21 protein-coding genes are annotated in these 24,193 nt (G+C 71.2%); 9 read left to right on the top strand and 12 right to left on the bottom strand.

Annotated features, from left to right (window positions below):
* Positions 1-18: 18 nt before the first annotated feature.
* The 4 genes from AC068D_RS11950 to AC068D_RS11935 all read right to left on the bottom strand — a co-directional run bounded on the left by AC068D_RS11950 (position 19) and on the right by AC068D_RS11935 (position 4,109).
* Entirely contained in the window at positions 19-498 is a 480-nt protein-coding gene (locus AC068D_RS11950; RefSeq protein ID WP_478822847.1) for an ATP-binding protein, read from the bottom strand.
* A gap of 377 nt (positions 499-875) precedes the next feature.
* Complete coding sequence (locus AC068D_RS11945) at positions 876-1,781, bottom strand: acyl-CoA dehydrogenase family protein (RefSeq protein ID WP_478822846.1); 906 nt, start codon at positions 1,779-1,781, stop codon at positions 876-878.
* A gap of 1 nt (position 1,782) precedes the next feature.
* On the bottom strand, positions 1,783-2,916 hold the full coding sequence (locus AC068D_RS11940) for an acyl-CoA dehydrogenase family protein (RefSeq protein ID WP_478822845.1): 1,134 nt from the start codon (positions 2,914-2,916) through the stop codon (positions 1,783-1,785).
* Positions 2,916-4,109 (bottom strand): amidohydrolase family protein, encoded by a 1,194-nt coding sequence (locus AC068D_RS11935; RefSeq protein ID WP_478822844.1) that lies wholly within the window; start codon positions 4,107-4,109, stop codon positions 2,916-2,918. Before AC068D_RS11935 ends, AC068D_RS11940 begins: the two co-directional genes overlap by 1 nt.
* Before the next feature lie 129 nt (positions 4,110-4,238).
* Here AC068D_RS11935 and AC068D_RS11930 point away from each other — a divergent pair, with 129 nt between their 5' ends.
* Complete coding sequence (locus AC068D_RS11930; RefSeq protein ID WP_478822843.1) at positions 4,239-5,789, top strand: class I adenylate-forming enzyme family protein; 1,551 nt, start codon at positions 4,239-4,241, stop codon at positions 5,787-5,789.
* 357 nt (positions 5,790-6,146) lie between these two features.
* Here AC068D_RS11930 and AC068D_RS11925 read toward each other — a convergent pair whose 3' ends face one another.
* Both AC068D_RS11925 and AC068D_RS11920 read right to left on the bottom strand, forming a co-directional pair.
* Complete coding sequence (locus AC068D_RS11925; RefSeq protein ID WP_478822842.1) at positions 6,147-6,659, bottom strand: EF-hand domain-containing protein; 513 nt, start codon at positions 6,657-6,659, stop codon at positions 6,147-6,149.
* A 56-nt stretch (positions 6,660-6,715) separates the two neighbouring features.
* Entirely contained in the window at positions 6,716-7,087 is a 372-nt protein-coding gene (locus AC068D_RS11920) for an STAS domain-containing protein (protein ID WP_478823123.1), read from the bottom strand.
* 175 nt (positions 7,088-7,262) lie between these two features.
* Between AC068D_RS11920 and AC068D_RS11915 the strand changes: the two genes are divergently transcribed.
* Together AC068D_RS11915 and AC068D_RS11910 are read left to right on the top strand one after the other, a co-directional pair.
* Complete coding sequence (locus tag AC068D_RS11915) at positions 7,263-7,844, top strand: sigma-70 family RNA polymerase sigma factor (RefSeq protein WP_478822841.1); 582 nt, start codon at positions 7,263-7,265, stop codon at positions 7,842-7,844.
* A complete protein-coding gene (locus tag AC068D_RS11910) occupies positions 7,841-9,100 on the top strand; it encodes a zf-HC2 domain-containing protein (RefSeq protein WP_478822840.1) in 1,260 nt (419 codons plus the stop codon). Before AC068D_RS11915 ends, AC068D_RS11910 begins: the two co-directional genes overlap by 4 nt.
* A 434-nt stretch (positions 9,101-9,534) precedes the next feature.
* Here the strand turns inward: AC068D_RS11910 and purU are convergent, their stop codons facing one another.
* Together purU and AC068D_RS11900 are read right to left on the bottom strand one after the other, a co-directional pair.
* Positions 9,535-10,386: a formyltetrahydrofolate deformylase gene (purU, locus tag AC068D_RS11905; RefSeq protein WP_478822839.1), complete on the bottom strand. Its 852-nt coding sequence runs from the start codon at positions 10,384-10,386 to the stop codon at positions 9,535-9,537.
* 125 nt (positions 10,387-10,511) lie between these two features.
* Positions 10,512-10,958: an SCO4402 family protein gene (locus tag AC068D_RS11900; protein ID WP_478823122.1), complete on the bottom strand. Its 447-nt coding sequence runs from the start codon at positions 10,956-10,958 to the stop codon at positions 10,512-10,514.
* Positions 10,959-11,179: 221 nt separating this feature from the next.
* Between AC068D_RS11900 and AC068D_RS11895 the strand changes: the two genes are divergently transcribed.
* Positions 11,180-12,457 (top strand): ABC transporter substrate-binding protein, encoded by a 1,278-nt coding sequence (locus tag AC068D_RS11895; RefSeq protein ID WP_478822838.1) that lies wholly within the window; start codon positions 11,180-11,182, stop codon positions 12,455-12,457.
* A 463-nt stretch (positions 12,458-12,920) separates the two neighbouring features.
* On the opposite strand, the gene AC068D_RS11890 is transcribed toward AC068D_RS11895, so the two are convergent.
* Both AC068D_RS11890 and AC068D_RS11885 read right to left on the bottom strand, forming a co-directional pair.
* Complete coding sequence (locus tag AC068D_RS11890; protein ID WP_478822837.1) at positions 12,921-14,408, bottom strand: hypothetical protein; 1,488 nt, start codon at positions 14,406-14,408, stop codon at positions 12,921-12,923.
* Positions 14,409-15,095: 687 nt separating this feature from the next.
* Positions 15,096-16,478, bottom strand: coding sequence for a transcriptional regulator (locus AC068D_RS11885; RefSeq protein ID WP_478822836.1), 1,383 nt, complete (start codon positions 16,476-16,478; stop codon positions 15,096-15,098).
* A 235-nt stretch (positions 16,479-16,713) separates the two neighbouring features.
* On the opposite strand from AC068D_RS11885, the gene AC068D_RS11880 reads away from it, so the two are divergent.
* The 4 genes from AC068D_RS11880 (at position 16,714) to AC068D_RS11865 (ending at position 20,840) form a co-directional block, all read left to right on the top strand.
* On the top strand, positions 16,714-17,448 hold the full coding sequence (locus tag AC068D_RS11880) for a bifunctional DNA primase/polymerase (protein ID WP_478822835.1): 735 nt from the start codon (positions 16,714-16,716) through the stop codon (positions 17,446-17,448).
* A gap of 41 nt (positions 17,449-17,489) precedes the next feature.
* A complete protein-coding gene (locus AC068D_RS11875; RefSeq protein ID WP_478822834.1) occupies positions 17,490-18,320 on the top strand; it encodes an ABC transporter ATP-binding protein in 831 nt (276 codons plus the stop codon).
* On the top strand, positions 18,317-19,921 hold the full coding sequence (locus tag AC068D_RS11870) for a transporter (RefSeq protein ID WP_478822833.1): 1,605 nt from the start codon (positions 18,317-18,319) through the stop codon (positions 19,919-19,921). The genes AC068D_RS11875 and AC068D_RS11870 overlap by 4 nt, the downstream gene beginning before the upstream one ends.
* Positions 19,922-20,411: 490 nt before the next feature.
* Positions 20,412-20,840, top strand: a complete 429-nt coding sequence (locus AC068D_RS11865; protein WP_478822832.1) for a subtilase-type protease inhibitor — start codon at positions 20,412-20,414, stop codon at positions 20,838-20,840.
* A gap of 215 nt (positions 20,841-21,055) precedes the next feature.
* Here the strand turns inward: AC068D_RS11865 and AC068D_RS11860 are convergent, their stop codons facing one another.
* Together AC068D_RS11860 and AC068D_RS11855 are read right to left on the bottom strand one after the other, a co-directional pair.
* Positions 21,056-21,919, bottom strand: coding sequence for an alpha/beta fold hydrolase (locus AC068D_RS11860; RefSeq protein ID WP_478822831.1), 864 nt, complete (start codon positions 21,917-21,919; stop codon positions 21,056-21,058).
* Between the two features lie 598 nt (positions 21,920-22,517).
* Positions 22,518-23,210: an iron-dependent transcriptional repressor DtxR gene (locus tag AC068D_RS11855; RefSeq protein WP_478822830.1), complete on the bottom strand. Its 693-nt coding sequence runs from the start codon at positions 23,208-23,210 to the stop codon at positions 22,518-22,520.
* 170 nt (positions 23,211-23,380) lie between these two features.
* Here AC068D_RS11855 and AC068D_RS11850 point away from each other — a divergent pair, with 170 nt between their 5' ends.
* Positions 23,381-24,181 carry an SIS domain-containing protein gene (locus AC068D_RS11850; RefSeq protein WP_478822829.1) on the top strand — a complete coding sequence of 267 codons (801 nt, stop codon included), beginning with the start codon at positions 23,381-23,383 and terminating at the stop codon, positions 24,179-24,181.
* Positions 24,182-24,193 lie beyond the last annotated feature (12 nt).

Raw genomic sequence — 24,193 nt, 5'->3', positions numbered from 1 at the left:
CGGAGTCGGCGACCGGCGTCAGCCGGTGTATGCCCCGGGCATCAGGCCCATCGTGACGGTCGGGGCCGCGGCGGGCGGCGCCGCCGACCGGGGAGCCACACAGCGGTCGACCTCGCACCAGATCCTCTTACCGGCCCCTTCGGGCTGCCAGCCCCAGCGGTCGGCGAGTCCGTCGACCAGTTCGAGACCACGGCCGTTGGTGTCATCGCCTTCGGCGTGACGCGGCTGCGGCGGGCGGGCACTCGCGTCGGCGACCTCCACGCGTACCGTCCCCGCATCCGCTGCGCCCGCGCCGAAAAGCATGCGCAGCACGGCGGGACAGCCCGTGTGCACCACCGCGTTGGTGACCAGCTCAGAGATGAGCAGCACCAGCGTCTCCGCAAGCGGCTCGTCGTCCCCTATCCCGGATCCGGCGAGCCGTGAACGGGCCCACCTTCTGGCCCGTCCCACCTCCGCGGGATCCGGCCCGACCTCCAACTGAACCAGAAGCACCTGCACCGCTCACACCATCCGAACCGGCGGACACATCGCCTCGCGCCTCAAAGCCATCACGGAACGTGATTTCCTTGCGAGACAGCATGGTTGACGTACAGTCACCGCAACAAGCGCTTCGGGCATATTCCAGCGCGAAGGAGTATGCGTGGTGCATACTGTGCGACGCACGCTGCGGGTAGTCGAACACCCTGTGCGAGCGGCACATTTCCCCCCGGCGGCCACCACGGTGACCGTCCGTAGGGCCCGGGCCTTTGCCCCGGGGCAGCACGCTTCTCGCACCCAACGGAGGGTACCGGAGGGGGACCCCGACTCCGGCCTGTGACGAGTCCGCGAAGGACACAACCCGATATCAACGTACGGGGCGCACGGACGGTGACGTCTCAGAGCGCAGCGGCCAGCAGCTCCTCGGCCTGGTCCGCCGTCTGCCAGAAACGGGCCCGCACCCAGGCCCGCTTGAGGTGGAGATGCACGTCGGCCTCCCAGGTGAAGCCCATTCCGCCGTACACCTGGAGGCAGTCACGGGCCCCCAGGACGGCCGCCTCGTCGGCGAGGAGCTTGGCACCCGCGATCTCCACCGGGTCGGCGGTGACCGCGGCGGCATAGACGGCGGTACGGGCGAGCTCGGACCGTACGAGCATCTGTGCGCAGAGATGCTTGACCGCCTGGAAGCTCCCGACGGCCCGGCCGAACTGCTCACGCTCCTTGGCGTACCCCGCGGCCAGCTCGGTGGTCCTGGCGGCCGAGCCGAGCTGTTCGGCCGCGGCGAGCAGGACCGCCGTGAGAGCTGCCGGGCCGCCCGCCGGGTCTGTGCACCGCGCCGTCCCCCCGGCGTGCCCCGGCAGCCGGTGCAGCGGAGTGAGCGGATCGACGGACCGTACGGGCACGGCGTCCGCCGCGTCCCCCAGCACCACATCGGCTTCGGCGAGCCAGGCGACGAGCGCACCGTCCACCGCGGTCACCACGGTCTCCCCGGTTGCCGCGCCGGGCACCGTTCCCGCGGCGAGATGCGTGGCCACCAGGGGGCCCGGCAGCAGCGCGCGTCCGGCCTCCTCGAAGAGGAGCACGGCCTCGGGCAGCCCGAGGCCGACCCCGCCGTCCGCCTCGGGCAGCCGCAAGGCGAAGAACCCCGCGTCCCCCAGCTGCCGCCACAGCGACCGGTCCAGCACCGGGGCCGCCCCTGGTGGGTCCACCGCCGCACGGAGCACGGTGCGGGGGAATCGGCCCTCCAGCAGCTCGCGCATCCCGGTGCGCAACGCACGCTGGTCGTCGCTCAGTTGGAAGTCCACGTCAGTGGCCCTTCGGCAGGCCGAGAAGGCGCTCGGCGACGATGTTGCGCTGGATCTGGGAGGTGCCGGCCGCGATCGTGTACGACAGCGAGGAGAGCCGGTCCAGGGTCCACTCACGGGACAGGTCCAGGGCGTCGGGGCCGAGCACGTCGGCCGCCGCGTCGTACAGCTCCTGACGGGCGTGCGAGTAGCGGAGCTTGAAGACGGAGCCGCCGGTCCCCGGCACACCGCCGCTCCTCGTGGACTCGCCGACGTTCCACTGGATGAGCCGCCACAGGGCGCCGAAGTCCGCGTTCAGGCGGCCGAGCCTGCGGCGCAGGGACGGATCGTCCCAGCGTCCGTTCTCCCGGGCCGTACGGGCCAGCTCGACGAGCGTGCGACGGCAGGCGACGACCTCACCGACGAACGCCGTGCCGCGTTCGAAGGAGAGGGTGACCATCGTGACGCGCCAGCCGTCGTTCTCCGCGCCGATCCTGTTCGCGACCGGAACCCTGACCTCGTCGAGGAAGACCTCGGCGAACTCGGTGGAGCCGGCGAGGGTCCGCAGCGGGCGCACGGTGATGCCGGGTGCGTCCATCGGCATGGCCAGCCAGCTGATCCCACGGTGCTTCGGGGCCTCGGGGTCGGTGCGCACGAGGAGCTCGCACCAGTCCGCCGCCTCCGCGTGCGAGGTCCAGATCTTGGAGCCGGTCACGACGTAGCAGTCGCCGTCCCGTATCGCCCGGGTCCGCAGCGACGCCAGGTCCGACCCGGCGTCCGGCTCGCTGAAGCCCTGGCACCAGATCTCGTCGCCGCGCAGGATCGGCGGAAGCCAGCGATCCCGCTGCTGCTGCGTCCCCTCCGCCGCGACGGTCGGCCCGGCGTGCAGCAGTCCGACGAAGTTGGCGCCGACATACGGCGCCCCGGCCTTCTCCGTCTCCTCCAGGAAGATCAGCCGTCTGGTCGGGGACGCGTCCCAGTGGACATCGGCGTACCCCGCGTCGTACAGCGCCCGCTGCCAGCCCGTGTCGTACGCCCGCCGGCCCGGCCAGTCGTCCGGCGAGGGCTTCGGCGGCAGCTTCGGCAGCACGACCGTCAGCCACTGCCTCAGCGCCGCTCCGAAGGCCTCTTCCTCCTCCGTGTAGGTGAGGTCCATCAGTCGAGGTCCAGCCCCAGCATCCGGATCGCGTTGCCCCGCATCAGCTTGTACACGGTCTCGTCGTCGAGCCCCTTCACATGGTCCAGCGCGACCTCCTTCGTGTGCGGGAAGGTCGAGTCGACGTGCGGGTAGTCGGTCTCGAAGGTCGCGTTGTCCCGCCCGACCACGTCCAGCGAGGCGACTCCGTGCTTGTCGCGGAAGAAGCAGCAGAAGATCTGCCGGTAGTAGTACGTGGACGGCGGCTCCGGGATCAGGTCCCGCACCCCGCCCCACGCACGGTGCTCCTCCCACACGTCGTCCGCGCGCTCCAGCGCGTACGGGATCCAGCCCATCTGGCCCTCGCTGTAGGCGAGCTTGAGCGCGGGGAACTTCACCAGCACCCCGCTGAAGAGGAAGTCCATCATCGACGCCATCGCGTTGTTGAAGGACAGGGACGCCTGCACGGCGGGGGGTGCGTCAGGGGAGGCGGCCGGCATCTGCGAGGACGACCCGATGTGCATGTTCACGACCGTCCCGGTCTCCTGGCAGACCGCGAAGAACGGGTCCCAGTACCCGGAGTGGATCGACGGAAGCCCCAGATGGGTGGGGATCTCGGAGAACGTCACGGCCCTCACTCCGCGGGCCGCGTTCCGCCGGACCTCGGCCACCGCCAGGCCGATGTCCCAGAGCGGGATGATGCAGAGCGGGATCAGGCGGCCACCGCTGTCGCCGCACCACTCCTCCACCATCCAGTCGTTGTATGCGCGCACACAGGCGAGCGCGACCTCCTTGTCCTTGGCCTCGGCGAAGGTCTGGCCGCAGAAGCGGGGGAAGGTGGGGAAGCACAGCGATGCCTCGACATGGTTGAGGTCCATGTCCTTGAGCCGCTCGGCCGGGTCCCAGCAGCCCGGCCGCATCTCGGCCCGGGTGATGCCCTCCAGCGTCATGTCGTCGCGGTCGAAGCCGACGGCGGCGATGTTGCGCTTGTACGGGAACTTGAGGTCCTCGTAGATCCACCAGTCGGCGGGCGGCCCGTCCGGGTCCATCGTGATCCGGTACTTGCCGCCGATGTAGGCGAGCTCGCCGATTCCCGTGGTGAGCGGCTGGGGCCCGCGGTCCCGGTACTTCGCCGGCAGCCATGTCCCGAAGAGATGCGCGGGCTCGATCACATGGTCGTCGACACTGACGATCCGGGGCAGTTCCTGTTCCATCGGGGCCTCCGATTCTGACGGGTCGTCAGATCTCAGGCTATCCCCGCGCCCCTGGACCGGCAAGGCGACGGGCCTTACGCTCTCCGCACCATCTGACTGTCCGTCAGGAAATACGGAGCCGGAGGGGACATGAACGACACCGCACACGCCCTGGGCGCCTCCCGCACCCTCTGGGAGCTGATCGACCGCCGCGCCGCGCTCACCCCGGACGCTCCGGTCCTCGTCCAGGACGACCGCCGCCTCACCTTCGGCGAGCTGCGGGACGGATGCGAGCGGGTGGCGGCCGGGCTCCATGCACGCGGCGTGCGTCCCGGAACGGTCGTCGCATGGCAGCTGCCCACCCGGATCGAGACGGTCCTGCTGACCGGGGCGCTGGCCCGGATCGGAGCCGTCCAGTCCCCGGTCATCCCCTTCTACCGGGACCGTGAGGTGGGCTTCGCGCTGCGCGCGTCACGGGCCGAGTTCTTCGCCGTGCCGGGCGAGTGGCGCGGCCACGACCACACGGAGATGGCACGGCGGCTCGGCGCGCGGGGCGTCTTCGAGGCGTACGACGATCTGCCGCACGGCGACCCGTCCGTACTTCCGCAGCCCCCGGCCGAGGGCACCTCGGTGCGCTGGATCTACTGGACCTCCGGCACCACCTCCGACCCCAAGGGCGTGCTGCACACCGACCGGTCACTGATCGCGGGCGGCTCCTGTCTGGCACACGCTCTGCGGCTCACGCCCGATGACATCGGGTCGATCGCGTTCCCCTTCGCGCACATCGGCGGGGCGGACTATCTGGTGATGCTGCTGCTCTACGGCTTTCCCGCAGTCCTCTTCGAGAAGTTCGCGCTGCCGGACGCGCTGGAGACGTACCGCAAGCACGGGGTCACCACGGCCGGCGGTTCCACGGCCTTCTACTCCATGTTCCTCGCGGAACAGCGCAAACAGCCCGGCACACCGGTCATCCCCAGCCTGCGGCTGCTGGCGGGCGGGGGCGCGCCGAAGCCACCGGAGCTGTACCACGCCGTCGTCCGCGAGATGGGCGTCCGGCTCACGCACGGCTACGGCATGACCGAAGTGCCGATGATCACCATGGGCGCGCCCGACGACACCGACGAGGATCTCGCCACGACGGAGGGCCGGCCGCCGGAAGGCATGGAGATACGGATCGTGGACGGAGAGGTCCGGCTGCGCGGTGAAGCGGTCTGCCGTGGATACCTGGACCCGGAGCAGACCGCGGCCGTCTTCGACCCGGACGGCTTTCTGATGACCGGTGACCTCGGACATCTCACGGAATCCGGCCATCTCGTCCTCACCGGCCGTCTCAAGGACGTCATCATCCGCAAGGGCGAGAACATTTCGGCCAAGGAGATCGAGGATCTGCTGCACGGACATCCGGACGTCGGGGATGCGGCCGTGATCGGCCTGCCCGACCCCGCGCGCGGGGAGCGGGTCTGCGCGGTGGTCGAGCAGCCCGACGGCGCAGCGCCGGTCACGCTCGACGGGATCACGGAGTTCCTGCGCGGCGCGGGCCTCTCCCCGCACAAGCTGCCGGAGCAGCTGGAGGTGGTGGAGTCCCTGCCGCGCAACGAGACGCTTCGGAAGGTGCTGAAGTACAAGCTCCGCGACCGCTTCGGCGAAGCCGGTGGCTCCGCCGAAGCCGCCGCGGAAGCGGGTGGCGGGAAGGACTGCTGAGAGGTGTCCCCGCAGTTCCCGGGCGTCGTCCTCGGTGGATCGGCGTGCGACGTCGGAGGCATGAGGTCTCCCCGCAGTTCCCGGGCGTCGTCCTCGGTGGATCGGCGTGCGACGTCGGAGGCATGAGGTCTCCCCCGGGCCCGCCGGGGCCGAGGGGAGACATCCCAGGGCGGTGGCGCATTCCCCCTGACTCCGCCGGGGGTCACCCGCCGGCCGGAGGCCGGGAACGGGCGCACGCACACCGGATTCGTCCGGGCGTTCCGGCCACACGGCACGGGGGCGCCTTCCGGGCCCGGAGGGCTGTGCGGGAGGGCCGCGGCCGACGTCGTGCGCCCGCCCGGGACTGCGGGACGACCCTCAGGGTTCGGGAGTGACGTAGTACGCGGCGAACGCCGCCAGGACCTGCTCCTCGCTGATCCTGCCGTCACCGTCCGCGTCCAGCGCCGCGGCGACCGCCTTGCAGCGCTCCGGCTCCACACCGAGAACGCGGAGCACCCGCTCGGTATCGGCCTGGGTGACCCCCGCGCCGTCCTCGTCGGCGATGGCGACGAGTGCGTGGAGGAAGGGCCGCGCGATCTCCGCGAACCGGTGAGGATTGTCACGCAGCCGCTTCACCGCGCCGGTGATGAATTCCTGGCGCGTGACGCGCTGGTCGCCGTCCACGTCTGCGATTCCCGCCATGCCCTGCCAGAACGCCTCGGCGCCCGAATAGAGGGCCTGTCCCTTGTCGGAGCGTGCGGTCGTGCCGAACTCGGCGAGGAGCGCCGCGGCCGCCTTGCTGAAGTCCGCGCGATCGATGTAACCGTTGCCGTCCTGGTCGAACTCGGCGAACCGGTGCGCGATCTTGCGCTCGTACTCTGCGCTGTCCATGCCGGGAGGGTACGACGCCGGGGCACGATCGCGCTGACGTTCCCTGGGACGGGCGACTATGCGGACAGGGGTTCTGCCTCGTCGTCGACGGCCGCGACCACGTCCTCGTAGACGTCGAAGAGCCGGCGGACGCCCAGTGCGGCAAGCACACGGTTCACATGCGACCCGTCCACGGCGCCCTTCGCGGGAAGGATCAGCCGCAGCCTGCCCCGGCAGGAGCGCATCAGCCTGCGGGCGGCTATCAGCACGCCGACCCCGCTGGAGTCGCAGAACAGCACCCCGGACAGATCCAGCACCACATCGCGCCGGCCCTCGGCGACCGCGTCATGAACATGGCGGCGGACCATCGGGGAGCTGACCAGGTCGAGCTCACCCTGTATGCACAGCACGGTCCAAGGACCCTGCTCGCTCTGTTCGACCTCGACCATCGCACATCCCGGGATCCGGAAGTTCTTCGTCCAGCCGCCGCTGCCCAGCCGCTCCGTCGTCAAACCCACGCAGGCGTACTTGCCGCAAAGGCGAGTGATTCTTCAGGGGCGCCCACTACATTCGAAGGGACGACGGCACGGGCGGAAGGAAAGTGCGGAGGTGAGGGGGCACCGAATGGCAAAGGACACACCACCCCGCTGGGACCGCAGGATGCAGCAGCGACTGGCGCGGGGCGAGGCCGCCGCGCTCGGTGAGCTGTACGACCGGTTCGCCTCGCTCGTGCACAACCTGGCCCACCGGGTGCTCGACGACGACGCGGCGGCCGACCAGGTCACCCGTGAGGTCTTCGGCTATGTGTGGGAGAACCCCGACGCATACGACCCCAAGCAGGGTTCCCTGCGGTCCTGGGTGGCCCGGCTCACCCACCGCCAGGCCGTGCACCGGCTGCGGGAACAGGAGGCCGCCGCGCACACGGAGCACGGCGGGGGCACCGCGGAGGAGCTGGAGCAGAAGGTGCGCCGGGCATCGGTCGCCGCCCGCGCGGACTACATCGTGACGTCGATGCCGGCGCCGCTGCGTGCCGCGCTGGAGCTGGCGTACTTCCAGCGCCGGGACTACCGGCAGACGGCCGCGGATCTCGGAGTCACGGAGGACGAGGCCCGCCGACGGCTCCGCCTCGGCCTGCAGCTGCTGTCCACGGCGAACACACGTCCGCTCGTCGAGGGCTCGCCGCCCGGTCCTGGACGTACGCGGTGACCGGCCCGCTGGACGGAGGCTCCGGCCCGGACGAGCCCGAGGACACGCCGGGCGCGGCTCCGCGCATACCGGGGCCGCGGGCAGCGGGCGACGACCTGGAGCCGCCGCCGGTCCTGCCCTCGCCCCCGCCCGCGGACGACCCCGCCTGCGCCGTCCGTCATCTCCCGCACAGCGTGCTGAAGTCCCTGCTCGGCGCATGGGCACTGGCCGCGTGCTCCACCGAGGAGACCGCCGCGGTCGAGGCACACCTCACCGAGTGCGCCCCGTGCGCGGACGAGGCGCTGCGCCTGCGCGACGCGGTCGGGCTGCTGCACACCGACCGCGATCTGGACCTGGACCCGCTGCTGCGCTCCCGGGTGCTGGAGAACTGCCTGGGAAGGCGTCCCGCCCGTATCCCGGTGCCCGCCTGGGCGACCCCGTACGACGCGGAGACGGCCCGGCTCGACGCCCTGCTTCGGGACATCGGCGACTCGGAGTGGCATACGCCACTGCGGCTGAAGTGGTTCGACGGACGCGAGGCGGTGAGCCGCAAGACGACGGTCGCGGGCGTGATCGGCCACCTCATGTCCGTGGACGGGCTCGTCGCCTCGGCCCTCGGTCTGGACGACCCGGCGGGCGAGTCCGCACCCCGCTCGCCGTCCGAGCGCACGGAGCACTACTGGCGCTCCGGGCACTTCCCGCCGACGCGCAGGGTCCGCGCGCCCTGGCGCGACCAGAGCCACACGCTGGTACGGACCGTGTCGTTCGCCGGGCGCGGGGTCGCCGAGCTGTCGGTGTCCTACGGCGCCTTCGCGCTGCCGCTGCAGGACTCGCTGCTCGACCGGGCCTTCGAGTGCTGGGTGCATGCCGAGGACATCGCGAACGCCGTGGACTACCCGTACGAACCACCCGGCGCGGCCCATCTCCACCACATGATCGACCTGGCGGCGCGCCTGCTCCCGGCGGCCCTGGCCGCCCGTCGGCGCGCAGGCCTCGCGGGTCCCGCCCGCCATCTGGTCACGGCGGGCTCGCCCGGGCGCTCCCTCCACCTCGAGGTGGAAGGTGCGGGCGGTGGCCACTGGTACATCGCCCTGGACTCCCCCGGCGCCCTGGGCGACCCCAACCGTGCGGTGGCCCAGGTCGCCCTCGACGCCGTCGAGTTCTGTCAGCTCGTCGCCGGGCACGTCCCGCCCGCAGAAGCCGCGGCGGGCCAGGACGGAGACCGCGAGGCCATCCGGGACGTCCTCTTCGCGGCGGCGTCGCTGTCCCGGCTCTGAGCGGCCGCCCTCCTGGCGGCCGCCAGAACCTCCCGCCCGGCGCGCCGGGGAGTCCCGGCACGCCGGCCACCGGCCCCGTGCGTAGCTTGCGCTCTGCCCTGCACCGCTCCTGCGCGGGCGACCACGGTGGAGTCGTCAGCCGAAGCAGCCGGGGACGGCGTCGGGACGGACATGGTGCTGTGGCCTGCTCGTGCGTGACGGCCCGTCACCTTCGTCTGCGTCGGCAAAGGAGCCACATGGAATCACATGAACAGCCGTAAATCAGACAAGCAGTCCACTCCGGGAGTGTCGGTCCGCCGCATGCGCCCGCCGCGCCGTCCTCCCGATGCGCGGACCTGTCGCGGGCCCTGCCGAATCCTGCCGAATCCTGCCGAACGAACGACGAGTCGCCCCGGCCGTACCGGAGCCGGCCGTACGGACCCGGGGCCACACCCCTACGTGAAGACCACCGTGCGACGCCCGTTCAGCAGAATCCGGTGCTCGGCGTGCCACTTCACTGCGCGCGCCAGCGCCTGGCACTCCACGTCCCGCCCGACCGCGACCAGCTGCTCCGGCGTCACCTCGTGACCCACGCGCTCGACCTCCTGCTCGATGATCGGGCCCTCGTCCAGGTCGGCCGTCACATAGTGGGCGGTCGCGCCGATCAGCTTGACGCCACGCGCATGCGCCTGGTGGTAGGGCTTCGCACCCTTGAAGCTCGGGAGGAAGGAGTGGTGGATGTTGATGATCCGGCCGCTCAGCTGCTTGCAGAGGTCGTCGGAGAGGACCTGCATGTAGCGGGCCAGCACGACCAGCTCCACTTGCTCCGCCCGCACCAGCTCCAGCAGCCGGGCCTCCGCCTCCGCCTTGGTGTCCTTCGTCACCGGGATGTGGTGGAAGGCGATGCCGTAGGACCCGACGAGCTCGGCGAAGTCGGTGTGATTGGAGACGACCCCGGCGATGTCCACGGGCAGTGCGCCGATCCTGGCCCGGAAGAGCAGATCGTTCAGGCAGTGGCCGAACTTGCTGACCATCAGCACGATGCGCATGCGCTCCTCGGCGAGATGGATCTGCCAGTCCATCTCGAAGGAGTCCCCCACGGCGGCGAAGCTGGCCCGCAGCTTCTCCACGGTCACGGGCGCCTCGGCCGAGAAGTGGACCCGCATGAAGAACAGACCCGTGTCCCGGTCTCCGAACTGCTGGCTGTCCTCGATGTTGCAGCCGGTGATGAACAGGTAGCTGGAGACGGCGTGCACAATGCCCTGCTTGTCGGGGCAGGAGAGGGTGAGGACATACTCGTCGGTCATCCTCGTAGAGTGCCACACGCCGCGGGTCCCGGTCGGACGGCGTCCGTCTGACGGAACGGGCGTCGGACGAAGGCGCCCCGGCTGCCGACCGGCCCCCTCGGGCCGCTCCGGCCGGACCGCGCCCGTCAGGCCGACCGGGTCATGATCCGCAGCACCTCGAGGGTGCGCGGCGGCGCCTCCGGGTCCTCCCCGTCGTTGGTCGCCAGGCGTACGTGCGCCTCGCGCGCGGCCCGGACCGCCTCCGGCCACCCGTGGTGCTCCATGTACGCGGACACCGGCGCGTCCGGGCCAACCTGGTGCATGATCCGCAGCACCCGCAGCACGGCCACGTCGACGAGGGCCGCCTCCCCGGAGTCCCGGAAGATCGTCCCGACGTACTTCTCGGCCGACCAGCTGTCCAGCCAGGTGTCCTCGACCAGCCGGTACACGGCATCGGTGACATCGCCGTACCCCTCGCGGCCTGCCAGCCAGGTGTCCTGGTGGAAGACGGGGTCGGAAAGCATGTGCAGCGCCGAGCGCACATTGCTGCGCCAGCGCCACCAGGGCACGTCGTTGAGCGGCATGTCGCCCATGGTGGAGGAGCGACGGCCACGTCGGGAAGAGTTCATTGACGTTCACCTCGTGAGCTCGGTCCTAGCGAGCTCCGCCAGAGGACGTTTTCGAAGCTTGCAGGCATCGATCGTACGTTCTCCACATCCGGACCTTCCCGAGCCCCCGCAATTCACCTTGCGGTCACCCGCTGTTGAACTCTGCACACTCCAGCGTTACCCCTGGGACGGAAATGTGTGGGGTCATGACTGGTCGGCGACGCTCCTCCTCCCGCCCCTGCAGGACCACGGCGGTGCTTTCCATATGCATGGCGGCGGTCGGAGCTTCGCTCTCCGGCTGCGGTGTGCTCCCTGGTGCCTCGGGGGATTCCAGGGAGCCCGTCACCGTGATGACCTTCGCCCCGGAGGAGACCAAGGCCACCAACATGCCGGGTATGCCCGCCATGGCACAGGCCTTCGCCCGGCACGTCAACGCCCGCGGCGGCATCGACGGCCATGAACTGCGCATCCTCACCTGCAACGAGAAGAACACCCCGGCGGGAGCCGCCGCCTGCGCCCGGCGCGCGGTGAAGGAGGGCGTCGCGGCCGTCGTCGGCTCCTACAGCCAGCACGGCCGGGCCTTCATGGCTCCGCTCGAGTCGGCGGGCATCCCGTACATCGGCGGCTACGGGGTCTCCGAGGAAGAATTCACCAGCTATCTCTCCTACCCCGTCAACGGCGGGCAGGCGGCCCTGCTCGCCGGGAACGGCCGGCAGCTCTCGACCGGATGCCGGAAGGTCTCCCTGGTGCGGCCCGACACCGTCACGGGCGACGATCTTCCGCTGCTGCTGAATGCCGGCCTCTCCGACGGCGACGGCAAGCCGTCCGCCGACATCATGGCGGCGGAGGACTCCGACGAGTACACGGCGAAGGCCGAGAAGGCGCTCGAGGAGGCGGGGGATGAGGACGGTTGCGTCACCGCCGTGCTCGGCGAACGCACCGAGACCTTCTTCGACTCGTTCCGCCGGCTTCGGGACAGCACGGACGAGGACGTCCGGATCTCCTCGGTCCTCAGCTCCGTCGACCAGCCGTTGATCGACCGGACGGGCGGTGCGAGCGGTCCCTTCGAGGGCGCGTACATGACCGGCTGGTACCCCGATGCGGCGGACACCCGGTGGGGGACGATGCAGGACGTGATCCGTGAATACGCCTTCGCCGACAACCGGATCGACGCGGCCGACGCGGGCGTGCAGACCACCTGGATCGCGTACACCGTCCTGAAGAAGGTCGTCGAGTCACTGAACCGGCCGGACATCACCCCCGGTGGGATCGCCCATGCCCTCGACGGCGGCGTCCGCGTGGACACCGGCGGCCTCACCCCGGCCCTCCGCTGGCGCTACGAGGACATGCTGGGCACGCCCGGCTTCCCCCGCGCGGTGAACCGCAGCGTCACCTTCCAGGTCGTACGGGACGGCCGGCTGGTCGCCCAGAAGCAGGGCTTCGTGGACGTCACGACGACGATGCGCGACACGCCGACGGCGTGACCCGCGGGGTCCGCTGCGGAGTGCGGGAGTTCGCGGCGCTGCACCGGTGCCGGCGCCCACCACGGCCGGTGCGGTCGACGGGACACCGGTGCAGTCCTGGCGACCGGTGCGTCCGCCCTCGGGCAACGGACCGCCCGGGTTGCCCGCGCTGGGCGTCGCAAGCCGGTGAACCCTCCCGTGATGGCAACCGGTCCGCCCGGCGGGGGCTGTGCACGGTCGGCCCCGCCGAGGGTTCCCGGTCGGGCCCGAGGGCCCGGCGCCGCACCCATGGACAACAGGCCGCCCCGGCCCGTCGGGCGCCCCCCGGACGGATTCCGGGGTCGCCCGAGGACCGGACACGGCAGACGCCGCTCGGTACAGGGCCGGCAGGGGCACAGCGCAGGCGTACCTCACCTGCAGGACGGCACCGGGAACACACCCCGTGGCGGCGGCACCCGGGTCGGGGCGGACGCCCGACCGCGCGTCAGAGCTGGGTCGCTTCGCGCTTCGTCAGGTCGTACGTGCCCGCGATCGTGTTCCAGAGCCCCGCGGCCTCGCGCTTGGCGCCGGTGGCCTCGCCGCTCGCCCGGTTGCCCGCAGCGGACTGGCCCGTCTGGCGCGCCTTGCCTCCCCGGCAGCCCTTCTTGCCGTCCACCTGCTCCGCCCACTCCGCGTAGTGGTCGTCGGCCCGCGCCGAGGCCTCCCATGCCTTGGTCAAGGCACCGGTGAGCTTCTCGTTGTCGGGGAGCTTGTCCACACTCAGGCCCTCGAGGCGGGTCACCAGACCCCGCCGCTGCTCCGCGGCACCGCGCAGATCACTCGCCGCCTGGTCGAGGTTCTTGCAGCTCTTGATCGACTCGACGGACCGGATCACCGCGGCACGGCTGTCGTTGCTGTCCGCGAGGAGCTTGTCGAGCGCCTCGGCCTGCGCCTTCGCCGGGTCGGCGGCTGCCTGTGTGGTGGAGCCTGCCGCGGGCGACGTCGCAGCGGCGACCGTCCTGTCGTCGCGCTTGTCGTCGTCACCGCCGCCGAACATCAGGGCACTGACGCCGAGCCCGACCACGGCGCACCCCACGACGACCGCCGCGATCAGCGGTATGCGGCCGGAACCGCGCGCCGGGGCATCGGGCACAGGGGCGTAGTGCCCCGGCTCGGGGGCGGGTGCGTACTGCTGCTGCGGCGGCGCCGCTGCGACGCGCGGCATGTGCTGGGTCGCATGCGGCACGCTGTCGCTACGGAAGAGGCTGTCGAACTCCGCGGGAGGCTGTCGGTCACCGGGCGCACCGGGACGGATCCCGTACGGGCCACCGGCCGGCTGGGCCGGGCCCCCCTGCTGCGGTACGGGCGGCAGGTACTGGGTGGCGTTCGCATCGCCGGCCGGTGAAGGCGCCCCCTGCTGCGCAGCGGCGGGCCGCAGCCCGAGGAACTGCGTCGACTCGGCGGGGTTCTCCGGCGGCAGGGCCCCGGCAGCGGGCGGAACCGGCGCGATGTACTGCGTGGCGTCCGCATCACCCGCGGGCACGCCCTGCTGGGCGGCAGCGGGCAGAACCGGCGCGATGTACTGCGTGGCGTCCACATCACCCGCGGGCACGCCCTGCTGGGCAGCAGCGGGCAGAACCGGCGCGATGTACCGCGTGGCGTCCACATCACCCGCGGGCACGCCCGGCGGAGGGGGCGTCATCTGACCGTACTGGCCCTGTGGTTGGGCTCCGGCCCCGTCACCGTACGGCGGGAGCGGCTGCGAGGGCTGCTGGGGCGGCAGCGGCTGGCCGTACGGCTGCCCCGGAGTCTCCTGCCGGCCGGGCCCCGGACCCCAGGGAGCGCCCCAGGGCGCCCCGCCCGCGGGTGCGACCTGTTCTCCGCTGACTCCGGGGATCCAGGGCTCGCCACCGTCGGCGGGCAGCACGACACCTTCGTGCGCGGGCCGCGCAGCGGGGAGCTGCGACTCGTCACCCTGTCCGCTTCGTGTCACCGGGACTCCTACACGTGGACCTACGGAATCGTCGGTTCACGCTACCGGGTGCGTAAGCGCATCCGCACACACGTGTGGCGGCCGTAACAAGAACACGACCCAAGACGCTGTTGACGGGGAAGCCGGGTCCGGCGGACCTTCCGCCGAGGCTGTCCCTCGTCCCTGGTGGATCAGCCCGCGGCGCCGGATGCACAGGGTCCCCCGGGCCCGCCAGAGCCGAGGGAGACGTGGCCAGGCGGTGGGGCCCCTCCCCTGGCCCGGCGCAAGGTGCCCCCGCCGGCCGGAGGCCTCGGGGGCATGCCCTCGTACCGGGCACATTCGGTCATTCCAGCTGGGTCCCGGCCGGACGGTCTTCGAGGATCGGCCCGCGGCGCCGGATGCACGGGGTCCCCGGGCCCGCCAGAGCCGAGGGGAGGCATCGCAAGGCGCTGGGGCCCTCCCCCTGGCCCCGCCGGGGCCCCACCGGCGGGAGGCCGGGGGAGATCACCCTCGTACTGGGCGCCCCCTCGGGCGACTCCGGCAACGCAGCGTGGGGGTCCCTCCCAGCGGTAGCCGGTGAAGTGCCGCAGCTGCCGTCGCGGCCCGAGATGACCGCCCGGACAGGACCGAGGCGGTGCGGGCCTCCCAGCGGATGCCCGGGGGCGCGATGAGTCGTCAATGCGCCCACCGGGGAGAACGGACAGCTCTTCAGGCCGCCTGCAGCTCCATCCTCGCCCCGAACTCCCGCACCGCCGGCTCGTTCGCGAAGGGCTCGAGGCGGTGCTGCAGATCCTCCAGGTACTCCGTCCCCCGGCTCGACCGCAGCGTCCCGAGCAGCTCCACCGCCTGGGTGCCCGTGTGGCAGGCCGCCTCCACCTCGCGCTGCTGGACCTGGGCCGTCGCCAGCAGGACGAGACCGATCGCGCGGCGGCGGGCGCGGGACTCCGGATGGCCCGCCAGGGAGTCGGCGGCACGGCGGGCGGCCGCGTCCGCCTGACCCAGGTCACGATGGCAGTGCGCCAGTTCGTCGGCGAGATACGCCTGGTCGAAGTGCGCGATCCAGGCCGGGTCGTCCCCCGATTCCGGGTCGGCCAGGTCCAGTGCCGTCAGCGCCTTGCCTGCGACCTCGTGACAGGCCCGTGCGTCACCCAGCAGAGCGTGGCCCCGCGCCTCCGCCGCGTAGAACATCGCCTCCGCACGCGGCGTCACCTGCCCCCGCGCGCCTTCCTGCGCCGCCCGTGCGAGCTGCGCGATCTCCCGCGGGTTCCCGAGCTGTGCGGCAAGGTGGCTCATCGAGGCCGCCAGGACGTATCCCCCGTACGCCCGGTCCCCCGCCGCCTGTGCGAGCCGCAGAGCCTGGATGTAGTAGCGCTGGGCCAGCCCCGGCTGGCCCGTGTCCACCGCCATGTATCCGGCGAGTTCGGTCAGGCGGGCGACGGCGGCGAAGAGCCTGCGCCCCACGGGTTCGCGGTAGGAGCCCGAAATGAGCCCCGACACCACGCTGTTGAGGTAGTGGACGACGACCGGCCGTACGTGCCCGGCGCCGAACCGGTGGTCCAGTTTCTTGAGCGCCTCCGTCATCTCCAGTACGGCCTCGACGTCCGAGAGCCCCACCCGCGACCCCGCCGTACGCGCCACCTGCGCGTCCGCGCCCGTGATCAGCCAGTCCCGGCTGGGCTCGACGAGCGCCGACGCCGCGACGGTCGAACCGGACAGGAAGTCACGGCGGCCCACATCGCTGCGCCACAGTTCACAGACCTGCTCGATCGCCCCCAGCACGGTCGGCGCGAACTGCAGCCCGACGCCCGAGGCGAGGTTCTTTCCGTTGGCCATGCCGATCTCGTCGATCGTGACCGTACGGCCCAGCTTGCGGCCCAGTGCCTCCGCGATGATCCCCGGCGCCCGGCCGCGCGGCTGCTGCCCGCGCAACCAGCGCGCCACGGATGTCTTGTCGTAGCGCAGATCCAGCCCGCGCTCCGCGCCGACCATATTGACCCGGCGCGCCAGCCCGGCGTTGGAACAACCGGCTTCCTGGATCAGCGCCTGCAGCCGTTCGTTCGGCTGACGGGCGACGAGTGGCCTCGCTGCCATGACTACCCCCTGTACCGGACCGTGCCGACCGCGATCTTCAATTGATCACTTCCCGGCGGTTATCCGGAGAATGCCGATGAGCTCGGATGATTACGGGTGAATGCCGCTACCTCGCAAGGGGCTACCCTCCCGCCGGGACACGGCCGCACGCGCGCCCCCATCCATGCACCCGTGCGCCCCAAATGCAGGATCGATGCGCCATACCACCGGCCGTGCGCGCCCGTAACCCGTACCGATGGCGGGAGTTGAGTTCATCGTGGATGAGACCATCGAAGAGACGATCGAGGCATCAACCGTCCGTCCGATCAGGGTTCCGGAAGCCGGCCTGATCCCCAAGCAGCGCGGCGAGCAGCTCCTGGACAGTGCCGTGCGCTATGCGGAGGAGCGCCACTGGGACGTGTTTCCCGGCACCTGGCTGGAGGCCGTCGACGGCGCGGAGCGCTGCTCCTGCGGCGCGGCCGCGTGCGAGGCGCCGGGGGCGCACGCCGCGCGTCCGGACTGGGCGAGTCAGGCGACCGGCAGCGCGGTCGCCGTGCGCCGGCTGTGGGGGAAGCAGCCGAAGGCCTCGATCCTGCTCCCGACAGGGCGGACGTTCGACGCGCTGGACGTCCCGGAGTCCGCGGGATTCCTCGCACTGGCCCGGATGGAACGGATGGAGCTGACGCTCGGGCCCGTGACCTGCACCCCGGATCGCCGGATGCTGTTCTTCGTGCTGCCCGGCGCGGCCGTCAAGGCCGCCGACCTGGTACGCAAACTGGGCTGGGCACCGGCCTCGATCGATCTGACGGCTCGGGGCGAGGGCCACTACGTCGCGGCACCGCCGACCCGGATCGGGGGCCGTGGAGCGGTGCAGTGGGCCCGTCGGCCCACGCCGGCGAACCGCTGGCTGCCGGACGCGGAGGAGCTCATCAGTCCGCTGGCATACGCGTGCGGGCGGGACGCCGCCGACGGACGGGGCCGCCGCTCGTAATGTTGTCCCGCAGCAGCCGGGACGACGGAAGGCAGCACATCATGCCGGACCAGACATCGGGTCACAGTGCACAAGAGGCGGGCGGTAGGCCGGAATCGGCGCCGCCCGCCGTCCGCGTCCAGGGGCTGTGGAAGCGTTTCGGTGACCAGATCGCCGTCGCGGGCATCGATCTGAACCTTCCGGCAGGCAGGTTCATCGGACTGGTCGGCCCGAACGGGGCCGGCAAGACGACGACCCTGTCGATGGTGACCGGGCTGCTGCGCCCCGACCAGGGCCGGGTCGAGGTCGCAGGACACGATGTGTGGCGCGATCCCGTCGAGGTCAAGGCCCGGATCGGGGTGCTGCCCGAGGGGCTGCGCCTCTTCGAGCGGCTGTCGGGGCGCGAGCTCCTCGCCTATACGGGCCGGTTGCGCGGTCTGCCCGGCGAGGAGGTCGACAAGCGGGCGGCACAACTCCTCGACGTGCTCGATCTGGCGGGCGCGCAGCACAAGCTGGTCGTCGACTACTCGACCGGTATGCGCAAGAAGATCGGACTGGCGGCGGCGCTCCTGCACAACCCCCAGGTGCTGTTCCTGGACGAGCCGTTCGAGGGCGTGGACCCGGTGTCGGCCCAGACGATCCGCGGGGTCCTCGAGCGCTACACCGCGTCGGGCGCGACCGTCGTCTTCTCCAGCCATGTGATGGAGCTGGTGGAGTCGTTGTGCGACTGGGTCGCGGTGATGGCGGCGGGCCGCATCCGGGCGCAGGGCACGCTGGAGGAGGTAAGGGGCCAGGCACCGTCGCTGCACAGCGCGTTCCTGGAGCTGGTCGGGGCGGGCAGCCGGGACGACGGGGACGCGCTGGACTGGCTGGGCGGCGGCGGTGCCCGATGACGACTCCGGCGACGGGCTCCCTCACGCCCGTGTTCGTACGGCTCAAACTGTCGTTGCTCGTCAATGGGTTGCGCCAGTCGTCCGGCCGCAGGGCGGCCTTCATCTCCTCGGCCGTCGTGGCGCTGCTCTTCGCTGCCGGTCAGCTGCTGGGGCTGATCCTGCTGCGCGGCGAACCGAACGCGGCCTCGCTCGTGGTGCTCCTGATCGCGGTGCTCGCGCTCGGCTGGGCGTTCATGCCGTTGTTCTTCCCGAGCGGTGACGAGACCCTCGACCCGACCCGGCTGGTGATGCTGCCGCTGCGTCCGCGTCCGCTGGTCGCCGCGCTGCTGGTGGCGTCGCTGGTGGGGATCGGTCCCGTTTTCACGCTCTGTCTGGTGCTGGGCGGCGCGCTGGCTCTGGCGCACGGCGTGGGGGCGGCGCTGTTCGCGATGGTGGCCGTACCCCTGTCGGTGCTCGTGTGCGTGGCCCTGGCGCGGGCGGTGGCCGCGGCCAACATCCGGCTGCTGACGTCGCGCAAGGGCAGGGACCTGGCGGTGCTGAGCGGTCTGGTGGTCGCGGTCGGCATCCAGGTCGTGAACTTCGGCGCCCAGCGGCTCGGTGCGGCCGGCGGGCTGCAGGCGCTGGAGCCGGTGGCCTCGGTGGTGCGCTGGATCCCACCGGCGTCGGCGATCGCCTCGGTCGATTCCGCGAGCGCCGGCTCGTACGGCACTGCGCTTGTGCAACTGGCGCTCTCCGTGGCCGCGCTGGGTGTCCTTCTGTACGCCTGGCAGCACAGTCTCACGCGGCTGATGACCAGCCCGGACGGCTCGACGCTCGCGGCCTCTTCGGCGCCCGGCCGCCAGGCGTCCTCCACCGGACTGCACCGGCTGCTGCCTGGCGGCCGTACGGGCACGGTCATGCAGCGCAGCCTGCGCTACATCTGGCGCGATCCGAAGACGAAGACGGCATGGGTGACGTCCCTGGCCATCGGGCTCATCGTGCCGTTGTTCAACGCCCTGCAGGGGACGGGGTCGATCTACTTCGCGTGCTTCGCATCGGGGATGCTCGGTGTGCAGATGTACAACCAGTTCGGGCAGGACACCTCCGCGTTCTGGATGGTCGCGCAGACGATCTCGACGTCCAGGGACGCCTATCTCGAACTGCGGGCCCGCGCCCTGGCGTTGCTGCTGATCACGGTCCCCTACACGGTGCTGGTCACGGCCGTCACAGCGGCGGTCCTGGGCAACTGGAAGGCGCTGCCGGAGGCGCTGGGCGTCGCTCTGGCGCTGCTCGGCGCGATGCTGGCGACGGGCGCGGTGGCATCGGCACGCTTTCCGTACTCGATCCCCCAGGACAGCGCGTACAAGAACGTGGCTCCGGGGCAGGGCGGGCTGGCCTGGATCTCCATTTTCGGCGGAATGGTCGCCTCGGCTCTGCTCTGCGCACCGGTGATCGCGCTCACGATCTGGCTGAACGCCACCGACGCGGAGTCGGCACTGTGGAGTCTGCTGCCGCTGGGGATCGTCTACGGCGGAGTGGTGGCATGGGGCGGCCTGCGGATGGCCGCGCCACAGACGGCGCAGCGGCTGCCGGAGATCCTGACCGCCGTCAGCAAGGGCTGACCAGGTCGGTCTGTGGTTCGGGAGAAGGTGTGAAGAAGGCGCTCCCCATGTGTGCATGGGGAGCACCCCGCACGAGGCTTCCGCCACCGACATCACAGCCGACGGCCCGAGGTCGACGCGCGATTGCGATCTGCTTCATCGCCGCGGCCGCGAACACGCTGAATATGCGCGGGTCATTCGGATCTCCGATCGAGTGAGGCCCCGGGCCGACGCTTTCCGGTCGAACGGACCCTCGGGCAAGCACTTCAAGATCAAACAAAAATCGGAAACACACAGGTCATCTGATTGTTCTCCGCTGGACCCATGCACGCTGTCCATATACCGGACGCGCACACATCTCCCCTGCACACCCCTCGCGAGCTGCCCGAACGACCATTCGGTCCATCAATCTGATCGTATGCGGCCGGAAACTTCCCCTCGATGTGCGATCACTGTACGCATCAGCAAGACTCCCGAGCGCAATCGCACTCACGGACAAGGGGATTCACCTATGCGTTACATCGTCACCACAATCGGCGCGGCAGCTTCCGCAGCGGCACTCGTTCTGACCGCAGGCGCCGCCAACGCGGCACCCGCGGCGCCGTCCTCGCTCTACGCGCCCTCGGCGCTGGTGCTCGCGGTCGGCAAGGGCGATGCGGCCACGGCCACCGTCGAGCGTGCCGTGACTCTCAGCTGTGCGCCCGCGCCGAGCGGCACGCATCCGTCACCGAAGGCGGCCTGTAAGGAACTGGCCGCGGTGAACGGCGAGTTCAACCTTCTCTCCCAGGCCCCGACCGTCCCGTGCACCCGCCAGTGGGACCCGATCACGGTGACCGCGAGCGGTGTCTGGCAGGGCAAGCGGGTCAACTGGTCGACCACCTACGGCAATTCCTGCGAGATGCGGGCGAGCCTGGCCCAGGGAACGGTCTTCTCCTTCTGACCGGCGGTCCCATGCCGTGGCGGACCGGATCGAAGACGGTGGGGCCGGTCCGCCGCCCCAAGGCCGGACCGGGGCGGCTCCCCCCACCCCGGCACCGGCCGGAACCACCGGAGGCGCTCGCTCAACGGGTCGATGAGCAGCGGGCCTTGGCCGGCCCGCCACTCGGACCGTGCGGGCGCCTCTTCGCTGTCACGGCCCGGGTGGGACAAGCGGTCTCACGGGGTCAGCACACCTTCCAGGAACGGCTCGACCGCACCGCGCCACGCCGCGGGCTGGTCGTAATGGACAAGGTGTCCCGCGTCCGCGACCTCGGCGTACCGGCCGCGGGGGAGGACGCGGACCATTTCCTGGGCCTCCGCACGGCCCAGTTCGCCGTCGAGGCCACGGACGACCAGCGTGGGGCACTCGACCCGGGCGAGCGAGTCCCAGTGGGCGTCGTGGACCCAGGTCTCGCGGGAGGCCAGCATCTGGGGGAGAGAGAAGACGGGTCGCCAGCCGTCCGCACGCTCGGCCATCACCTCGGCGAAGAACTCACCGCGCGCGGGGCTCGGCCTCTCCACCCAGGGGTCGTCCTCGCCGAACCACTTGCGGACATCCGCGAGGGTCGCGAAGGGCACGGGCCAGGTACGGAACCAGTCGCCCCATTCCCGCTGGGAGGCGGCGCCCAGCGCGGAGGCCCGCATGTCGCAGATGACCAGGGCCCGGACGAGGTCGGGCCGTTCGGCGGCCAGCTGCCATGCGGTGAGGGCGCCCATCGAGTGACCGATGAGCGTCACCGGGCCGAGGGCCAGCTGCTCGACCGCGGCGGCGGCGTCGGCGACGTACGCCTCGCGCGCGAACGAGCCGTCCGCCGGCTTCTCGCTCCGTCCGTGTCCACGCTGGTCCAGGGCGACCGCCCGGTGCCGCTCGGCCAGCCAGCGGGCGGTCGCGGCCCAGTGCGAGGCGCGGCCCATCAGCCCGTGCAGCAATAACACTCCCGGCGCGCGATCCGTGTCGCCGCGTCCTTTGGGCGGATCGGCGAACTCCCACGCAGCGAGGCGTACGCCGTCCGCTCCGGTCACGTCCATACGCCGCACCATGGTCCTGGCACCCCCTTCTGTCCCCCGTGGGTCTCCGAAGCGATCAAGAGATCAAGAAACGATCGGGCATGTGCCCGGCAAGCGGTCGAGTCACGCCAGACTATCGAACTTCCATTCGAAAGCCGGGGTCTCGCGTTCAACACCCCTCGTTCGAGTGACCGTCCTCAAGGATTGATCGTCGTCGCCGAGGGGAGATCTTCAGCGGGAGGCGGGCCGCTCGGGGAAATCGGTCCGAGGGGAATGACCCTGGGAGCTCGGGGCTCCGGGTCAGCAAAGGGGAGGACGGGCCCCGGCGCCCTTGGGCGCCGGGGCCCTCCATATGCGCGGACACCATGGCCGTGCACGGCCTGTGTGCGTACCTCACACCGCGCGGCAACAGCTTGTGCGGCATGCGGACGTACGACATGTGCCCACCCCCAGTCATATGCCTCAGCCACAGCGTGGCATGCGATACGCGCGGGCGCTGCCGTTCCGGCCGGAAAGCGCGTTCCAGGGCGTCCGGGGAGGCCACAGCGTCCCGGTGCAGCTCACACAGGCGCGCCCGTACCGCGAAAGCGGTACGGGCGCGTCGGAAAAACGTCCGGAAAAACCCCTGGCGTCAGCGCTTCGCCACGAACACGTGCGAGGCCACTTCCGCCTCCAGCTCCGCCGCCTCGCCGCCGCTGCCCACGAGAACACCGCCTGCGGACTCCGTCACGCTCACCACCGAGCCGGGCTGCACGCCCGCCCGCCGCAGCGTGTACATCAGCTGGGCGTCCGTCTGGATCGGCTCACCGATCCTCCGGACCACGACCGTCTTGCCCTCCGTCCCCGCTTCGAGCTCGGCGAGGCTCACCATGGAGTCGTCGAGGAACGGATCGGCCTCCGCCTTCTCGCCCAGCTCCTCCAGTCCCGGGATCGGGTTGCCGTACGGGGACTCGGTCGGATGGCGCAGGAGCTCCAGCACCCGCCTCTCGACGGCCTCGCTCATCACATGCTCCCAGCGGCACGCCTCGGCATGGACCTGCTCCCACTCCAGGCCGATCACATCGACCAGGAGGCACTCCGCCAGCCGGTGCTTGCGCATCACGCGCGTCGCCAGCCGACGGCCCTCGTCGGTCAGCTCCAGATGACGGTCGCCCGCGACCGTCACCAGCCCGTCGCGCTCCATGCGCGCCACCGTCTGGCTGACGGTCGGGCCGCTCTGGTCGAGCCGCTCCGCGATCCGTGCGCGCATTGGGACCACGCCTTCCTCTTCGAGCTCGAGGATGGTGCGGAGGTACATCTCCGTGGTGTCGATCAGTCCGGACATACGTGCCCCTCGATGCTGTGGCAAAGGAATCGTGCGTTGGCCCTGGCTCAATTCTGACGCATCGCAGTCATAACCGGGCCCACCAGGGGAGCTCGTATTGACAGAGCAATGGTCCAGACCGCAACGTGATCCGCGACACGTCGGCAAGGGGACCACGGAAGGACCGTGCAATGGGCGAGAGCGAGCGCGAGAGCAAGCTGGCGGGCCGGTTCTTCGACGCCGCGATCGGCCTGCTGGAGCGCGCACGTGACGAGGAGGCGGCAGGGATCGCTGCCGCCGGAGCCGCCATCGCGGACACCGTCGCGGCGGGCGGCCGGCTCTTCGCCTTCGGCGCGGGCCACTCCTCGCTGGCCGCCCAGGACGTGGTCTATCGCGCGGGCGGCCTGGCCCTGATGAACCTGCTCGCCGTACCCGGCACCGTCGGCGTCGACGTCATGCCCGCCACCCTCGGCTCCGCCCTCGAGCGCGTGGACGGCCTCGCAAGCGCGGTCCTCGACTCCAGCCCCGCCCGCTCCGGCGACGTCCTGATCATCATCTCCCTCTCCGGCCGCAACGCCCTCCCCGTCGAAATGGCGATGAACGCGCGGGCCCTCGGGCTCAAGGTCATCGGCGTCACCTCGGTGGCGTACGCGAAGGAGACGCTTCCCCATGGCCCTTCGGGCACGGGAGGCACCCCCTCCCGGCACGTCTCCGGCACGTACCTCAAGGACCACTGCGACATCGTTCTCGACTCCAAGATCGCGGTGGGTGACGCGGAGCTGACCGCCGAGGGCATCGAGGCCCCCTTCGCCCCCGCCTCCACCGTGGTCACCAGCGCACTGATGCAGGCCGCGATGGCGGCCGCGGCGGAGGAGCTCGTCCGCCGCGGCATCGAGCCGCCGCTGCTGCGCTCCGGCAATGTCGACGGCGGTCACGAGTGGAACGGGCGCGTGATGGCCGAGTACGCGGACCGGATCTTCCACCGGCACTGAGCGCCCTGCGGG

It is taken from the genome of Streptomyces sp. NPDC043861 (assembly GCF_056435905.1).
This window is presented reverse-complemented; position numbering and strand designations above follow the sequence as displayed.

Coding starts and splice junctions, on each gene's coding strand:
- purU (WP_478822839.1), bottom strand. CDS start 10,386: ATGACCGACGAGTATGTCCTCACCCTCTCCTGCCCCGACAAGCAGGGC.
- AC068D_RS11865 (WP_478822832.1), top strand. CDS start 20,412: ATGCGTTACATCGTCACCACAATCGGCGCGGCAGCTTCCGCAGCGGCA.
- AC068D_RS11930 (WP_478822843.1), top strand. CDS start 4,239: ATGAACGACACCGCACACGCCCTGGGCGCCTCCCGCACCCTCTGGGAG.
- AC068D_RS11915 (WP_478822841.1), top strand. CDS start 7,263: ATGGCAAAGGACACACCACCCCGCTGGGACCGCAGGATGCAGCAGCGA.
- AC068D_RS11940 (WP_478822845.1), bottom strand. CDS start 2,916: ATGGACCTCACCTACACGGAGGAGGAAGAGGCCTTCGGAGCGGCGCTG.
- AC068D_RS11925 (WP_478822842.1), bottom strand. CDS start 6,659: ATGGACAGCGCAGAGTACGAGCGCAAGATCGCGCACCGGTTCGCCGAG.
- AC068D_RS11920 (WP_478823123.1), bottom strand. CDS start 7,087: ATGGTCGAGGTCGAACAGAGCGAGCAGGGTCCTTGGACCGTGCTGTGC.
- AC068D_RS11935 (WP_478822844.1), bottom strand. CDS start 4,109: ATGGAACAGGAACTGCCCCGGATCGTCAGTGTCGACGACCATGTGATC.
- AC068D_RS11875 (WP_478822834.1), top strand. CDS start 17,490: ATGCCGGACCAGACATCGGGTCACAGTGCACAAGAGGCGGGCGGTAGG.
- AC068D_RS11880 (WP_478822835.1), top strand. CDS start 16,714: ATGGCGGGAGTTGAGTTCATCGTGGATGAGACCATCGAAGAGACGATC.
- AC068D_RS11860 (WP_478822831.1), bottom strand. CDS start 21,919: ATGGTGCGGCGTATGGACGTGACCGGAGCGGACGGCGTACGCCTCGCT.
- AC068D_RS11850 (WP_478822829.1), top strand. CDS start 23,381: ATGGGCGAGAGCGAGCGCGAGAGCAAGCTGGCGGGCCGGTTCTTCGAC.
- AC068D_RS11855 (WP_478822830.1), bottom strand. CDS start 23,210: ATGTCCGGACTGATCGACACCACGGAGATGTACCTCCGCACCATCCTC.
- AC068D_RS11895 (WP_478822838.1), top strand. CDS start 11,180: ATGACTGGTCGGCGACGCTCCTCCTCCCGCCCCTGCAGGACCACGGCG.
- AC068D_RS11900 (WP_478823122.1), bottom strand. CDS start 10,958: ATGGGCGACATGCCGCTCAACGACGTGCCCTGGTGGCGCTGGCGCAGC.
- AC068D_RS11885 (WP_478822836.1), bottom strand. CDS start 16,478: ATGGCAGCGAGGCCACTCGTCGCCCGTCAGCCGAACGAACGGCTGCAG.
- AC068D_RS11870 (WP_478822833.1), top strand. CDS start 18,317: ATGACGACTCCGGCGACGGGCTCCCTCACGCCCGTGTTCGTACGGCTC.